The 14,625-nt window shown below is 72.3% G+C and carries 9 protein-coding genes and 1 pseudogene; 3 read left to right on the top strand and 7 right to left on the bottom strand.

Annotated features, from left to right (window positions below; all coding sequences use genetic code 11):
- The coding region (locus IH25_RS0124760; RefSeq protein ID WP_030614652.1) for a maltotransferase domain-containing protein at positions 1 to 816 on the bottom strand (816 nt) is incomplete at its 3' end.
- Between the two features lie 332 nt (positions 817 to 1,148).
- Between IH25_RS0124760 and IH25_RS0124755 the strand changes: the two genes are divergently transcribed.
- Positions 1,149 to 3,767 carry a glycosyltransferase family 1 protein gene (locus IH25_RS0124755; protein WP_030614649.1) on the top strand — a complete coding sequence of 873 codons (2,619 nt, stop codon included), beginning with the start codon at positions 1,149 to 1,151 and terminating at the stop codon, positions 3,765 to 3,767.
- A 35-nt stretch (positions 3,768 to 3,802) separates the two neighbouring features.
- On the opposite strand, the gene IH25_RS0124750 is transcribed toward IH25_RS0124755, so the two are convergent.
- From IH25_RS0124750 to IH25_RS0124730, 5 genes and pseudogenes are all read right to left on the bottom strand, one after another.
- On the bottom strand, positions 3,803 to 4,081 hold the full coding sequence (locus IH25_RS0124750; RefSeq protein WP_157847005.1) for a contact-dependent growth inhibition system immunity protein: 279 nt from the start codon (positions 4,079 to 4,081) through the stop codon (positions 3,803 to 3,805).
- A 24-nt stretch (positions 4,082 to 4,105) separates the two neighbouring features.
- Positions 4,106 to 4,435 (bottom strand): annotated as a pseudogene (locus IH25_RS0124745) (hypothetical protein); the annotation flags it as partial.
- Between the two features lie 66 nt (positions 4,436 to 4,501).
- Entirely contained in the window at positions 4,502 to 5,023 is a 522-nt protein-coding gene (locus tag IH25_RS0124740; RefSeq protein ID WP_030614639.1) for a DUF1990 domain-containing protein, read from the bottom strand.
- 74 nt (positions 5,024 to 5,097) lie between these two features.
- Entirely contained in the window at positions 5,098 to 6,753 is a 1,656-nt protein-coding gene (locus IH25_RS0124735) for a M4 family metallopeptidase (RefSeq protein ID WP_030614636.1), read from the bottom strand.
- 252 nt (positions 6,754 to 7,005) lie between these two features.
- Positions 7,006 to 9,063 carry a M4 family metallopeptidase gene (locus tag IH25_RS0124730; protein ID WP_030614633.1) on the bottom strand — a complete coding sequence of 686 codons (2,058 nt, stop codon included), beginning with the start codon at positions 9,061 to 9,063 and terminating at the stop codon, positions 7,006 to 7,008.
- A 387-nt stretch (positions 9,064 to 9,450) separates the two neighbouring features.
- On the opposite strand from IH25_RS0124730, the gene IH25_RS0124725 reads away from it, so the two are divergent.
- Positions 9,451 to 11,271, top strand: coding sequence for an ABC transporter ATP-binding protein (locus IH25_RS0124725; protein ID WP_030614630.1), 1,821 nt, complete (start codon positions 9,451 to 9,453; stop codon positions 11,269 to 11,271).
- Complete coding sequence (locus IH25_RS0124720) at positions 11,268 to 13,154, top strand: ABC transporter ATP-binding protein (protein ID WP_030614628.1); 1,887 nt, start codon at positions 11,268 to 11,270, stop codon at positions 13,152 to 13,154. The genes IH25_RS0124725 and IH25_RS0124720 overlap by 4 nt, the downstream gene beginning before the upstream one ends.
- 25 nt (positions 13,155 to 13,179) lie before the next feature.
- On the opposite strand, the gene IH25_RS0124715 is transcribed toward IH25_RS0124720, so the two are convergent.
- Positions 13,180 to 14,592 carry a sulfatase family protein gene (locus tag IH25_RS0124715; protein ID WP_030614626.1) on the bottom strand — a complete coding sequence of 471 codons (1,413 nt, stop codon included), beginning with the start codon at positions 14,590 to 14,592 and terminating at the stop codon, positions 13,180 to 13,182.
- Positions 14,593 to 14,625 lie beyond the last annotated feature (33 nt).

The raw sequence follows: 14,625 nt of genomic DNA, 5'->3' as shown, positions 1-14,625 counted from the left end.
CTCGTACCAGGAGCCGTACAGGGCCCGTTCGCGCTCCACCAGCAACGGCATCGCGTCGGAGGCGGTGACCAGCTCCCGCAACGGATACCGGGCCAGCACCTCCGTCACCTCCGGGGCCAGCGCCGACGCCAGACGCCAGGCGGCCGGGCGGTCGCGGTCCCGTAGGCCCGCCACCGCGTCCAGGACGGGTCCCCGCTCCGCCTCCGGCACCCCGGCGGCGGCCCGCTCGTACAGCAGCGCGCCCTCCGCCAGGACCAGTTCGGTGTCGATACCGGCCGGGATCTTGATCCCCGCGTGCTCGCGCCAGGTGGTGAGCGGGTCCGACCACGCCTCCACCGTGTAGGTCCAGCGGCCCGGTTCGCCCGCCGTGACGGTGGCACCCCAGCGGTCGGTGCCCGGGGCGAGTTCCCGCATCGGGGTCCAGGGCCCGGGCCGGCCCGCCGGGTCCCGCAGCACGACGTTCGCCGCGACGGCGTCGTGGCCCTCCCGGAACACGGTCGCCGTGACCTCGAAGGACTCCCCGGTCACGGCCTTGGCGGGCCGGCGGCCGTGCTGGACCACGGGGCGTACGTCGAGGATGGGGATACGGCCCAGGGCGGTGGCGGCCTGGGTCGCCGGGGTGGGCCGTTCGCCGGTGGCCGGTGCGGTCGCCGGGCCGGACCGATTCCCGGTGGCGGGCGCGTGGTCCGGGGCGGCCCGGTCCGTGGCGGCGGGCGCCTGGGCAGGCGTACCGCCCCTCCCGCCCGTCGGCTTCCTTCCTGCTGCCTTGGCCTTGCTGCTTTTCGGGGGTGGTGACGAGTGGTGCCTGGCGGGCATGACCGCTCCTGTCCGCTGCAACGTGGGTATGGGCGGATGGACATGGGGAGGTGGGTCCTGCGGTGTGCGGTGGTACGCCTGTGGGGTGGATACCGAAGAGCCTTCCCCCTGGGTTCGGGTGGGCAATCCGGCACTGTGTTAACTACTCATGCGTACGGCCGCACACAAGACCGGTTCCCCTACTTTCCGGGTGCCCGGTGACCGGGGCCTGACGCACCGACACCCCCGGCCGGTACGTCCCCACCGACCGCGCGGTAACCACTACCGTCGAAGGAGACGACGAGACGCACGGCTTCGTGCGGCTCACCCCGCTACGCGTCCCGAGGTGGAATGTGAAGGCGATCCGTCGGTTCACCGTCCGTCCCGTTCTCCCCGGCCCCCTCCGGCCACTGAGCGACCTGGCACGCAATCTGCGCTGGTCCTGGCATGCGGAGACGCGCGATCTGTTCCAGTCCGTCGACCCCGAGGCGTGGGCCGCGGCCGGTGGCGACCCGGTGCGGCTGCTGGGCCGGGTACGCCCGGCCCGGCTGGCCGAACTGGCCGGTGACCGGCGGTTCCTGCGCCGCCTGACCGCCGTCGCCGACGACCTCGACGACTATCTGACCGGCGAACGCTGGTACCAGACCCAGGCGGACGGCCTGCCCGCCGCCATCGCCTACTTCTCCCCGGAGTTCGGCATCACGGCCGCCCTCCCGCAGTACTCCGGCGGCCTCGGCATCCTGGCCGGCGACCACCTGAAGGCGGCCAGCGACCTCGGTGTCCCCCTGATCGGTGTCGGACTCCTCTACCGGCACGGCTACTTCCGCCAGACCCTCTCCCGGGACGGCTGGCAGCAGGAGCACTATCCGGTGCTCGACCCCAACGAACTGCCGCTCACCCAGCTGACGGAGCCCGACTCCACCCCCGCGCACGTCTCGCTCGCTCTGCCCGGCGGCAAGGCGCTGCGCGCCCGGATCTGGCTGGCACAGGTCGGCCGGGTGCCGCTGCTGCTGCTCGACTCGGACGTGGAGGAGAACGACCTCGGCGAACGCGGGGTCACCGACCGGCTCTACGGCGGCGGTAGCGAACACCGGCTGTTCCAGGAGATGCTGCTCGGGATAGGAGGGGTGCGGGCGGTACGCACGTACTGCCGGCTCACCGGGCACCCGGCGCCGGAGGTGTTCCACACCAACGAGGGGCACGCCGGGTTCCTCGGCCTGGAGCGGATCGCCGAACTGTGCGCGGCCGGGCTGGACTTCGACGCGGCCCTGGAGGCGGTGCGGGCCGGCACGGTGTTCACCACGCACACCCCGGTCCCGGCCGGCATCGACCGCTTCGACCGGGACCTGGTGGGCCGGCAGTTCGGCCCCGACGCCGAACTGCCCGGCATCGACGTGCGCCGGGTGCTGGAGCTGGGCCGGGAGACGTACCCCGGGGGCGAGCCGAACCTGTTCAACATGGCGGTGATGGGACTGCGGCTGGCCCAGCGCGCCAACGGGGTCTCGCTGCTGCACGGCCAGGTCAGCCGGGAGATGTTCGCGGGCCTGTGGCCGGGGTTCGACGCCGAGGAGGTGCCGATCACCTCGGTGACCAATGGCGTGCACGCCCCGACCTGGGTGGCACCGGAGGTGCTGCGGCTGGCCACCCGGCAGGTCGGCGCCCAGCGGGCCGAGGACGCGCTGAGCGTCGGCGGCTCCGAGCGCTGGGACTCGGTCGCGGACATCCCGGACCAGGACATCTGGGAGCTGCGCCGCACCCTGCGGGAACGGCTGGTGCTGGAGGTACGGGAGCGGCTGCGCGCGTCCTGGCGGCAACGCGGTGCCGGGGACGCCGAGTTGGGCTGGATCGACGGCGTCCTGGACCCGGACGTGCTCACGATCGGCTTCGCGCGCCGGGTGCCGTCGTACAAGCGGCTGACGTTGATGCTCCGGGACCGCGACCGCCTGACGGAGCTGCTCCTGCACCCCGAGCGTCCGGTGCAGATCGTGGTCGCGGGCAAGGCCCACCCGGCGGACGACGGCGGCAAGCGGCTGGTGCAGGAGCTGGTCCGGTTCGCCGACGACCCACGGGTGCGCCACCGCATCGTCTTCCTCCCCGACTACGGCATGGCGATGGCCCAACGGCTCTACCCGGGCTGCGACATCTGGCTGAACAATCCCCTGCGCCCGCTGGAGGCGTGCGGTACGTCGGGCATGAAGGCGGCCCTGAACGGCTGCCTGAACCTCTCGGTGCTGGACGGCTGGTGGGACGAGTGGTTCCAGCCGGACTTCGGCTGGGCCATCCCGACGGCGGACGGCGCGGGCACCGACCCGGACCACCGTGACGACATCGAGGCGGCGGCCCTGTACGACCTCCTGGAACAGCGGATCACGCCCCGCTTCTACGAACGCGGGCGCGCGGGCCTGCCCGACCGCTGGATCCAGATGGTCCGCCGGACCCTCTCCCTGCTCGGCCCGAAGGTGCTGGCCGGCCGCATGGTCCGCGAGTACGTGGACCGCCTGTACGCCCCCGCCGCCCTGGCCCACCGCGCGCTGACCCCGGACACCGCCCGGGACCTCGCCGGCTGGAAGGCCCGGGTGCGGGCCGCCTGGCCCGGGGTGAGCGTGGACCACGTGGAGACGACGGCGTCGACGCCCACGGCGGAACTGGGGACGACGGTGGGCCTGCGGGTCCGGGTGGCCCTCGGTGAGCTGACCCCCGACGACGTGGAGGTCCAGGCGGTCTCCGGGCGGGTGGACGAACAGGACCGCATCACGGACGCGACGGTCGTCCCGCTGAAGCCGGCCGGCACCGCCGACCTGGAGGGCCGCGTGCTCTACGAGGGCCCGCTGTCCCTGGACCGCACCGGCCCCTACGGCTACACGATCCGCATCCTCCCCACCCACCCCCTCCTGGCCTCCCCCGCGGAAACGGGCCTGGTGACCATCCCACCGGAGGAGGTGGTGGAGGGGGCGGGGGTGGTGTTGCGGTGAGGCGAGCCCCGCTGAACCAGCGGCATGGCCTCCACTCACGCCATCAGCACGTCCGACAGAGCCGCTCGGAAGCCCTCCACCTCGTGTCGGATGTACGACGAGAGATCCGTGAGCATGCGTACGGTCTCGTCAAGGTGCCGTGCGAGTCGCGGCTGTTCCCTCCATACCGATTCCGCGCGCGTCACCACGGCTGACAGCAGGTCGTCGTCGTACCAGCCGGTCGCTGCTTCCTGTGGTGCTGTTTCACGCAGGTGATCCAGAGCCACAGGAAGAAGCCAACGAAGCCCGACATCCTGGCCGATCAGCCGACGCAGACCTTCTACTACCGCCGCCCCCGCTCACCGCACGCCCCCCGTCCCGCCGTCGACGTCCACCGCCACCGCATCCGGCACGACCCCCCGCACCGGAGGAAAGACCATCCCCTCATCCCCGTCCGCACAGTCCAGCGCCACCCCGCACGGCACGCCCACCGCCGGCACCGCCGCGTCCAGCAACCGCGCACCGAGCCAGCGCTGATACACCCACTCCCGCGCGCCCTCACCCCGCGCCACCGCGAAGCGCGCCAACGCGCCCTCGTCCGAGAAGGCGTAGCTCCAGCGGACCCCACCGAAATCCGCCGTCAACGGCGCGTCACCCTCGCCCACCGGCACCAGCACCGCCGTGCAACGCGGCACGGGTGTCCGGTGAACGGGTTGGCGGGACCCCGACGCCCCGCGTGGGCGAGGAGGGGCAGGTCACGACTCCGGCTGGTCCTCGGTGAGGCGTTTGAGGACCGCTCCGCAGCGGCGGGCGTAGGCGTGCTGGAGGCCCCTGGTGGCCGGGCCGCCCGCCCTCGCGTACCACTTGGCCGGCTTGCTGAAGGCCGACACCGTGAGCCAGACCGTGCCGTCGCCGGTGCGGTCGACCACGAAGGCCTCCTCGCCGCACTCGGGGTGGCCTTCGAGGGTGCCGTACGCCCAGCCGGCGCGGCGGAACTCCTCGGTGGCCCATATGACGCGGCAGGGTGCCTTGACGACGCCGGCCAGGGTGACCGTGACGTCGACGCCGGGGGCCGCGCGGTCGGCGGTGGCGTCGATGCCGACGCCCAGGGCGCGGTGCATCTCCCAGGTCAGGACCGCCTCGGCGGCCCGCCGGAACACCGCGTGGCCCTCGCCGAGGCGGGTGCGCACGAGCAGGGGACGGAAGCCGGGCGGGCAGAACGTCGGGTCGTCGCGGGTCACGCCGACCGGCTCATAGGTGAAGGGCGCCGAGGACATGGGTCACAAGGGTAGGGCGGCACCCGGGACGCGCTGGTCCCGGGTGCCGCCCTGGTGTGCCGGTCCGGCAGGTGCTAGTTGACGTTCACGGCGGACCAGGCCGCCGCGACCGCCTGGTACTCGGTGCTGGTGGAGCCGTACAGCGCGGACGCCGCGTTCAGGGTCGCCGTGCGGGCGGCCTTGTAGTTGGTCGTCGACGTCATGTACGAGGTCAGCGCCTTGTACCAGATCTGCAGCGCCTTGGCGCGGCCGATGCCGGTGACGGCGGAGCCGTTGTACGTCGGCGAGTTGTAGGTGACGCCGTTGATCGTCTTCGAACCGCTGCCCTCCGCGAGGAGGTAGAAGAAGTGGTTCGCGACGCCGGACGAGTAGTGGACGTCCTTGTTGCCGACCGTGGAGGACCAGTAGTCCGCCGAGCCGCCGTCCTTGCTGGGCTTGTCCATGTAGCGCAGCGGGGTGCCGTCGCCGTTGATGTCGATCTTCTCGCCGATGAGGTAGTCACCGGGGTCGGACGCGTTGTTGGCGAAGAACTCCACGCCCGTGCCGAAGATGTCGCTGGTGGCCTCGTTCAGGCCGCCGGACTCACCGGAGTAGTTGAGGCCCGCGGTGTTGGAGGTGACGCCGTGGCTCATCTCGTGGCCGGCCACGTCCAGCGAGGTCAGCGGGTCGGCGTTGCCGGAGCCGTCGCCGTAGGTCATGCAGAAGCAGCTGTCGTCCCAGAACGCGTTGACGTACGCGTTGCCGTAGTGGACGCGGGAGTAGGCGCCGACACCGTTGTTCTTGATGCCGTTGCGGCCGAAGGTGCTCTTGTAGAAGTCCCAGGTCACGCCCGCGCCGTAGGCGGCGTCGGCGGCAGCCGTCTGGTCCGAGGAGGAGGTGGAGGCGGTGCCGGTGCCGAAGACGTTGGTGGAGTTGGCGACCAGGGTGCCGGTGCCGGACGTCTTGCGGGCCAGGTTGTACGTCTTGTGGTTGCCCCGCGCGCTGTCGGTGAGCTGGTACGTCGAGCCCGACTGCACGGAGTTGAGGGTGACCGTGCCGGAGTACAGCGTCTTGCCGGTCGCGTTCTCGATGCCCTGGTACTCGAAGAGCTTCTTGCCGGTGGCCGCGTCGGTGATGACGTGCAGCTGGTTCGGGGTGCCGTCGTCCTGGAAGCCGCCGACGACCGTCTCGTAGGCGAGGACGGGCTTGCCGGAGCCGGCCCAGACGACCTGGCGGGCGCCGTCCGCGGCGGTCTTGGCGGAACCGAGCGCCTTGGCGGCGGAGACCGCCTGCTGCTCGGCCTTGGCGGCGGTGATCCGCGGCTTGAGCGAGGCAGGCTTCAGGGCCGCGGTGGTGGCCTTGGTGACGCCCTGGGTCTTGCCGGACTTCGTCGTGTGGACGATCAGGTCGCCGCCCAGCACCGGCAGGCCCGCGTAGGTGCGCTCGTAGCGGGTGTGCAGGGTGCCGTCGGCGTCCTTGACGACGTCCTTGGCGACCAGCTTCTCCTGGGCGCCGAGGCCTATCTGCCGGGCGGTGTCGGCCGCGCCGGACTGGGCCTCGTGGATCAGGGAGGTGCGGGCCGCGGCGGTCAGCGCGGTCGGGGCGGCGGCCAGGGGCTTGGCGGCGGCGGCTCCGGCCGGGGTCTGCGCGCTCGCACTGGCGGTCAGACCGGTGGAGAGCAGGGCTCCGGCGGCGACAGCGGTGGCGATGGCCAGCGTGGTGCGCTTGTGACGCGCGTAGAGGGGGCTCACGGAAGCTCCTTCTCGTGGGGGAGTCCGGGCAGTGTGGGGTTACTGGCCGGAGTGTGTGGCGTTGTGAAGTTGCTGTGCTGCTGCGGCGGGTGGAGAGAGAGTGACATCAAGGGCGCGTACATGTCAGGACCCTGAAGTGATGTTGGCCGAAAATCGACCAACCGATGAACATTTCGGGGGTGTTAACCGGCGCCGCCCGAGGGGGTCCGACCCCCGGGCAGCGCCGTCAACTCGGGCTTTTCGTCCTGCGGTTTACGGGAAGGTCAGCTTCCAGCCGTTGATCGTTCCCGTGTCGTAGGTGGCTTGATCCTGTACCCGCAGTTTCCAGGTGCCGTTGGCCGATTCCGCCGCCGCGTTGACCGTGTAGGTCTCGTTGACGCCGTCCCCGGAGTCCGAGGAGCTGTAGTCCTTCAGCCGGTAGGCGGTGCCCGACGGGCCGACGAGGTCGATCACCAGGTCACCCCGCCAGGTGTGCGCGATGTCCACGCTCACCTGGAGGTTGTTCGGCGCGTTGCCGGTCCGGCCGGAGACGGTGATGTCCGAGGTGACGGCCGGCCCGTTGTCCGGGATGGACACCGGCGTGCTGCTCTCGTACGAGGTGCCGCCGCCCCCGCCACCGCCGCCGGAGCGGGCCCCGACCCCGACGCCCGCCCAGGCGTCCTGCACCGCCTTGTACTCGGCGCTGGTGGTGCCGTACAGCTCGCCGGCCGCCGCGAGGGTGCCGGTGCGGGCGCCCGCGTAGTTGGTGGTGGACGTCCACTTGGTGCTCAGCGCCCGGTACCAGATCTGGAGCGCCTTGTCCCGGCCGATGCCGGTGACCGGAAGGCCGTCCGCGGTGGGCGAGTTGTAGCTGACGCCGTTGACGACCTTGGCGCCGCTGCCCTCGCTCAGCAGGTAGAAGAAGTGGTTCGCCGGGCCGGACGAGTAGTGCACGTCCACGCCGCCGATGCCCGAGTACCAGTTGTCCTTGGACGCGCCGTCCTTGCTGGGCTTGTCCATGTAGCGCAGCGGGGTGCCGTTGCCGTTGATGTCGATCTTCTCGCCGACCAGGTAGTCCCCGACGTCGGTGGTGTTGTTCGCGTAGAACTCCACGCCCGCGGCCATGATGTCGCTGGTGGCCTCGTTCAGGCCGCCGGACTCGCCGCTGTAGTTGAGGTTCGCGGTGGCCGAGGTGACGCCGTGGCTCATCTCGTGGCCGGCGACGTCGATCGAGGTCAGCGGCTTGGTGTTGCCGGAGCCGTCGCCGTAGGTCATGCAGAAGCAGCTGTCGGTCCAGAACGCGTTGACGTACGCGTTGCCGTAGTGGACGCGGGAGTAGGCGCCGACGCCGTTGTTCTTGATGCCGGTACGGCCGAACGTGCTCTTGTAGAAGTCCCAGGTGAGCGCGGCCCCGTAGTGGGCGTCCGCGCCCGCGGTGGCCGCGTTGGAGCTGGTGCCGTTGCCCCAGGTGTCCGAGGACTGCGAGAACAGCGTGCCGGTGCCGGAGGTGCCGCGGTTGAGGTTGTACGTCTTGTGGCCGCCGCGCGCTCCGTCGGTGAGGTTGTACGTGGAACCCGACTGGGTCGTGGTCAGCGTGACCTGCCCGCTGTACTGGGTGTTGCCCACGCCGTTCTTGACGCCCTGGTACTCGTAGAGCTTCTGGCCGGTGGCCGCGTCGGTGATGACGTGCAACTCGTTCGGGGTGCCGTCCTCCTGGAGCCCGCCGACCACCGTCTCGTACGCCAGCACCGGCTTGCCGGTCGCGGCCCAGATCACCTTGCGGACGCTGTCCGCGGCCGGCTTGGTCCCGCCGAGCGCCTTCGCCCGCCCCACGGCCTGCCGCTCGGCGGTCGCCTTCGGCACCGCCGGGGTGAGGCCGGTGACCTTCAGCGTGGCGTTGGTGGCCCGCACCACCTCCATGGTCTTGCCGGCGGAGTCGGTGGCCACGACCAGGTCGCCACCGAGCACCGGCAGACCCGCGTAGGTGCGCTCGTACCGGGTGTGCAGGGTCCCGTCGGCGTCCTTCACCACGTCCTTGACGACCAGCTTCTCCTGGTCGCCCAGCCCGAGTCGGCGGGCGGCGGCGGTCCGGCCCGCGTCGGCGTGCCGGATCAGCTCGGCACGCTGCGAGGGGGTCAGCTTGACCGCCGTGTGCGCCGGGTTCGCCCGGCCCGGCCGCGGTGCCTGCGGGGCGGCGCCGGCCGCGCCCGCCTGGACGGCGGCGGCGATCAGGGCGGTGACGCCGGCGAGGGCGACGGTGGCGGTGCGGCGGTGCGCCGTGCGGCGCCGTGCTGTGTGGGAGGTGCGTCCGCGAGAGGAACTGCTTCTCAACACTGACTCCTTCTGCGGGACCGCGGGTCGCGCGGCCAGGGGAGACCGGACGGTGGGTTCGGGCGTCCGGGCAGAACAGGCGTTACGCGGAACCAGGTGCGGGTGCTCGGCCGGCCCACGCGGGCGTACGGGGAACGGAGAGCTGTGGGGTCGCTGTGAGTCGGCCTGGGAAGAGTGGCAGGAGATCTCACTGCCTGTCAGGAGCGCGTCACAAACTTGGCCGGAAATGGTTCGTTGACCGGATGTTCATGTTCGGTATGCGAACTGTTGGGGTGCGGTGTTCCGGGGAGCTCCCCCTTCCCCGCCCCGGCCCCCGGGCCGTTGTCCGGGTGCGGTACGGCCAAAACTCGATGGGCCCGGCCGGTCGCGATCCGTACGCTCGCGGTGATGCCCACGACACGTGCAACCGCCGACCGTTCCGTCGTACGCACCCTGCTGCGCCTGTGGCCGTACGTCCGCCCCGTGCGCGCCCGGCTGTTCACCGCGGCGGCCGTCGCGGTCGTCGCCTCCTGTACCGGGCTGGTGATCCCGCTCGTGCTGAAGTGGCTGGTGGACGGGCCGGTCGCCGACCGCGACCCGGCGGGCGTGTGGCTCGGCGCGCTGTACCTGCTGCTGCTCGGCATCGCCGAGGCGGTCCTGTTCGGCATCCGGCGTTGGCTCGTGGCCCGGCCGCTGTCCCACGTCGAGGCGGAGATGCGGGCGGATCTGTACCGCCGGCTGCAACGCCTGCCGGTGGCCTTCCACGACCGCTGGGCGTCCGGCCAGCTGCTCTCGCGCGGCACCACCGACCTGATGCTGCTGCGCGTGTTCCTCGCCTTCCCGCTGACCTTCCTACTGGTCAACGGGGTGACGATCCTGGTCGGCGTGGCCATCATGCTGGCGCAGGACCGGACGCTGGGCCTGGTCATCCTCGGCCCGGCCGTGCCCGTGATGTGGACCTGCGTGGTGTTCGAGCGGCGCTACGCGCGGGTCGCCCGGCGCGCCCAGGACCAGGTCGGGGACCTGACCACGGTGGTCGAGGAGAGCGTGCTCGGCATCCGCGTCGTCAAGGGCTTCGGCCGGCACCGCAGTCAGGCGCGCGCCTTCCGGGACCTCGCCGGCCGGCTGCGGGGCACGGAACTGCGCAAGGCGCGGCTGCTGGCCACCATCTGGGGCGTCATCGTGGCGCTGCCCGAGGTGGCCATCGGAGCGGCCCTGGTCCTCGGCGCCGTCCGCGTCGCCGACGGCGACCTGTCCGCGGGCACGCTGGTCGCCTTCCTCAGCACCGCGCTGGCGCTGCGCTGGCCCGTCGACTCCATCGGCTTCCTGCTGGCCATGACCCAGGAGGCGGCGACGGCCACGGAACGCTACTTCGAGGTGATGGACGAGGCGCCGGAGGGGAGCGGCGAGGCCCGGGAGGCCCTGGTGGGGAGCGGCGAGGCCGCGGTGCCGGGGCCCGTGGCGGTGAGCGGGGGCCGGGCCGGGTCCGGGATCCGGTTCGAGGGGGTGCGGTTCCGGTATCCCGACGCACCCCCCGGCTCCCCGCCCCTCCTCGACGGCATCGACCTGCACATACGGGCCGGGGAGTCCATGGCCCTCGTCGGCGCCACCGGCAGCGGGAAGACCACGCTCACCGCCCTCGTCCCGCGCCTGTACGAGGTCACCTCCGGCCGGATCACGCTGAACGGCGTGGACATCACCGCCATGTCCCGCGAGGAACTGCGCTCCAGGGTCGCCGTGGCCTTCGAGGAGCCCACCCTGTTCTCGGCGAGCGTCGGCGAGAACGTGCTGATGGGCGCCCCGGGCGGGGCCGGGAAGCCCGAACTCGACCGGGCCCTCGCCATCGCCCGGGCCGACTTCGCGCACACGCTGCCGCAGGGCACGGACACCCGCGTGGGCGAGCAGGGCCTCAGCCTGTCCGGCGGCCAGCGCCAGCGGCTCGCACTGGCCCGCGCGGTGGTCGGCCGGCCGGAGTTCCTCGTGCTGGACGACCCGCTGTCCGCCCTGGACGTGCACACCGAGGCCGCCGTGGAGGCCGCGCTGCGGCAGGTCCTCGCCGACACCACCGCGCTGATCGTCGCCCACCGCCCGTCCACGGTGCTGCTCGCCGACCGGGTCGCCCTGCTCTCGGGCGGCCGGATCGCGGCCGTCGGCACCCACCGGCAACTGCTGCGCGACCACGTCGAGTACGCCCATCTGATGTCCGGGGAACGCCAGGAGACCCGATGACCACCACGTCCGCCTCCACCCCCGCCGTCGCCGACGACGACCCGGACCGCTCCCGGAACCCGGACGGCTCCCCGCACCCGGACGGCGGCGAAGGCGACGCCTTCGACCGGGACGTCCTGCCCACCCCGCCCGGCGCCACCGCCGCCCTGCTGCGCTCGCTGCTCGCGCCGATGAAGGCCCGGGTCGCGCTCACCTCGCTCCTGCTGCTGCTCCAGCAGGCGGCGGTGCAGGCGGGCCCGCTGCTGGTGGCGTACGCCATCGACACCGCCGTACCGGCGCTCCGGCACGACCGGAACGGCCCGCTGATCGCGGTCGCCGCGGGCTATCTGCTGTGCGCCCTCGCCTCGGGCGCTTTGCAGTTCGCGTTCGTGGAAACCTCCGCGCGGGTCAGCCAGGACGTGCTGCTGGACCTCAGGGGCCGGATCTTCCGGCACGCGCAGGCGCTGAGCATCGACTTCCACGAGCGGTACACCTCGGGCCGGCTGATCTCCCGGGCCACCACGGACGTGGAGTCACTGCGCGAACTGCTGGACGAGGGGCTCCAGGAACTGGTGACCGTCCTGCTGTCCTTCGTCTCCGTCTCGGCCCTGCTGCTCTGGCTGGACCCCGGCCTCGGCGCGGTCGCGGTGGCGTCCTTCGTGCCGCTGCACCTGCTGGTCCGGCTCTACCGGCGGCGCGTCGGCCGGGTGTACGGCGCCAAGTCCACGGCGATGGCGGCGGTGATCGTGAAGTTCACCGAGACGATGAACGGCATCCGCCCGGTGCGCGCCTTCCGCCGGGAGGCCGCCAACGAGGCCGAGTTCGCGAAGCTGAACGCCCGGCACGAGCGGACCAACGGGGACGCGCTGCTGGAGATGGCCCGCTATGTGGTCGGCTCCCGGCTGGTGGCCAACACGGCGGTCGCGGCGATCGTGCTGTGGAGCGCCTACCGGGTGGCCGCCGGCTCGCTGGAGCTGGGCGTGCTGGCGGCGGCGGTGCTGTACCTGCGCCGCCTGTACGACCCGATCGACCGGTTCGGCATGTTCCTGAACTCCTACCAGTCGGCCGCCGCGTCCCTGGAGAAGATCGCCGGGCTGCTGGCGCAGGAACCGACCGTGCCCGAACCGGCCGAGCCGCGTCGGCTCCCGGCGAGGAAGGGCGACTTCCCGGGCCGTGAGGTGGTGTTCGACGGGGTCCGGTTCGGCTACCGCACCGGCGGCGAGGTGCTGCCCCGCTTCGACCTCACCCTGCCCGCCGGGCAGACGGTCGCGGTCGTCGGCACCACCGGCGCGGGCAAGTCCACCCTGGCCAAGCTGCTCGCCCGGTTCTACGACCCCTCCGCCGGGCGGGTGCTGCTGGACGGCGTGGACCTGCGCGAGCTGTCCACGGCCGAACTGCGGCGCGGGGTGGTCATGGTGACGCAGGAGGCGTTCCTGTTCTCCGGCACGGTCGCCGACAACATCGCCCTCGGCCGCCCCGACGCCGGCCGGGAGGAGATCGAGCGGGCGGCGAAGGCCATCGGCGCGCACGAGTTCATCAGCGCGCTGCCCGACGGCTACGACACCGACGTCCGCAAGCGGGGCGGCCGCATCTCCGCCGGACAGCGCCAACTGGTCGGGTTCGCCCGGGCGTTGCTCGCCGACCCGGCCGTGCTGATCCTGGACGAGGCGACCAGTTCGCTGGACGTGCCGGGCGAGCGGGCGGTGCAGCGGGCGATGGCGACGGTGCTGCGGGGCCGCACCGCCGTGGTCATCGCCCACCGGCTGTCCACCGTGGAGATCGCGGACCGGGTCCTGGTGATGGAGGGCGGCCGCATCGTCGAGGACGGCACCCCGGACGAACTCATCGCGGGCACCGGCCGCTTCGCGGACCTCCACCGGGCATGGCGGGACAGCCTGGCCTAGCCGTACCGCGCACCGCCGCCCGAGGTCACCCCCGGTCCGGGTACGGCAGCAGGCCGCTCGCTATCCGCTCCCACGCCTCCTTCAGCTCGGCCAGCAGGTCCGGGCGGTCCGGGGCCAGGTCGGCCTGTTCGCGCAGGTCGGCGGCCAGGTGGTAGAGGTGGTCGGTGCCGGCGGCGTCCTGGTAGTACTTCCAGTCGCCCCGGCGCAGCGCCCGGTTGTTCCGCACCCGCCAGAACAGATCGCGTTCCGGCAGGCGTTCGCCGCGCAGCAGATAGCCCGCGAGGCTGGTGCCGTCCAGGGGGTGGGCGGGGTCGGGGCGGGCGCCGCCGAGTTCCAGCAGGGTCGCGGTCCAGTCGGGGGAGAAGTTCGGCTCGTGGCTGACCTGGTGGCCGTCGATCCGGGCCGGCCAGCGCAGAATGGCCGGCACCCGGATGCCGCCCTCCTGGAGACCGGCCTTCTGACCGCTCAGCGGCCACTGGTACGACCAGCGCTCACCGCCGTTGTCGCTGGCGAACAGCACCAGCGTGTTCTCCTCCTGCCCGGAGCGGCGCAGCGCGGCCAGCACCTCGCCGACGGCCGCGTCCAGGCTCTGCACCATCTCGGTGTACTTGGCGACCGAGCCCCCGTCGCGGTGTCCCAGCGCCGCGGTGACCTGGGCCGGTGTTGTCGCCGCCCGGACGCGAGCGGCGATCTCCGCGCCGGTCTCCGCGTCGCCCTCGGCCAGCCAGGGCCAGTGCGGGGTGGTGAAGTTGAGGTTGAGCAGCCAGGGCCGGCGATGCTTCCGGCCGACGTACTCGACGGCCCGCTCGGTCAGCACGGTGGTGTAGTAGCGCAGGTCGCGGTACTCGGCGTCGCCCTCGTACAGGTCGTAGTCGCCGAGCTGGCCCAGCTTGGAGAAGTACTCCAGGACCCCGCCGAAGTTGCCGAAGAACTCGTCCCAGCCGGACTTGGTGGGGCTGTAGTCGGGCAGCCAGCCGCAGTGCCACTTGCCGATCAGGGCCGTGTCGTAGCCGGCCTTCTTCAGCAGGGAGGCGAGCGTGGGGTGGTTCGGGTCCAGACCCTGGGACCGGTCGGCCACCGGTTCGGCGAGGCCGCCCTTGGTACGGCCCGGGTAGCGGCCGGTGTAGAGGCTGAAACGGGTCGGCGAGCAGGTCGCCGAGCCGGAGTAGGCGTCGGTGAAGCGCACGCCCTGGCGGGCCAGCCGGTCCAGGTTCGGGGTCTTGATGTGCGGTGCGCCGTACGAGGAGAGGTCGGCCCAGCCCAGGTCGTCACCGAGGATGACCAGGAAGTTGGGGCGGGACCCGGGGGCGGCGGCGGTGCGGGAGCGGAAGGGGCGTTCGGCGGGGGCGGCCTGCGCGGGCGTCGCGGCACCGGTGACGGTGGAGACCGCGCCGCCGCCGAGCAGACCGCCGAAGGCACGGCGGGACATGTCGGACATGCGGGATCCTCGAAACGGCCGTGCCCCGGAGCG

Source organism: Streptomyces achromogenes subsp. achromogenes, assembly GCF_000720835.1.
Classification (GTDB): domain Bacteria; phylum Actinomycetota; class Actinomycetes; order Streptomycetales; family Streptomycetaceae; genus Streptomyces; species Streptomyces achromogenes.
The sequence above is the reverse complement of the archived record's forward strand: the minus strand, read 5'-3'. Positions and strand labels throughout refer to the sequence as shown.

Coding starts and splice junctions, on each gene's coding strand:
- IH25_RS0124740 (WP_030614639.1), bottom strand. CDS start 5,023: ATGTCCTCGGCGCCCTTCACCTATGAGCCGGTCGGCGTGACCCGCGAC.
- IH25_RS0124725 (WP_030614630.1), top strand. CDS start 9,451: ATGCCCACGACACGTGCAACCGCCGACCGTTCCGTCGTACGCACCCTG.
- IH25_RS0124720 (WP_030614628.1), top strand. CDS start 11,268: ATGACCACCACGTCCGCCTCCACCCCCGCCGTCGCCGACGACGACCCG.
- IH25_RS0124715 (WP_030614626.1), bottom strand. CDS start 14,592: ATGTCCGACATGTCCCGCCGTGCCTTCGGCGGTCTGCTCGGCGGCGGC.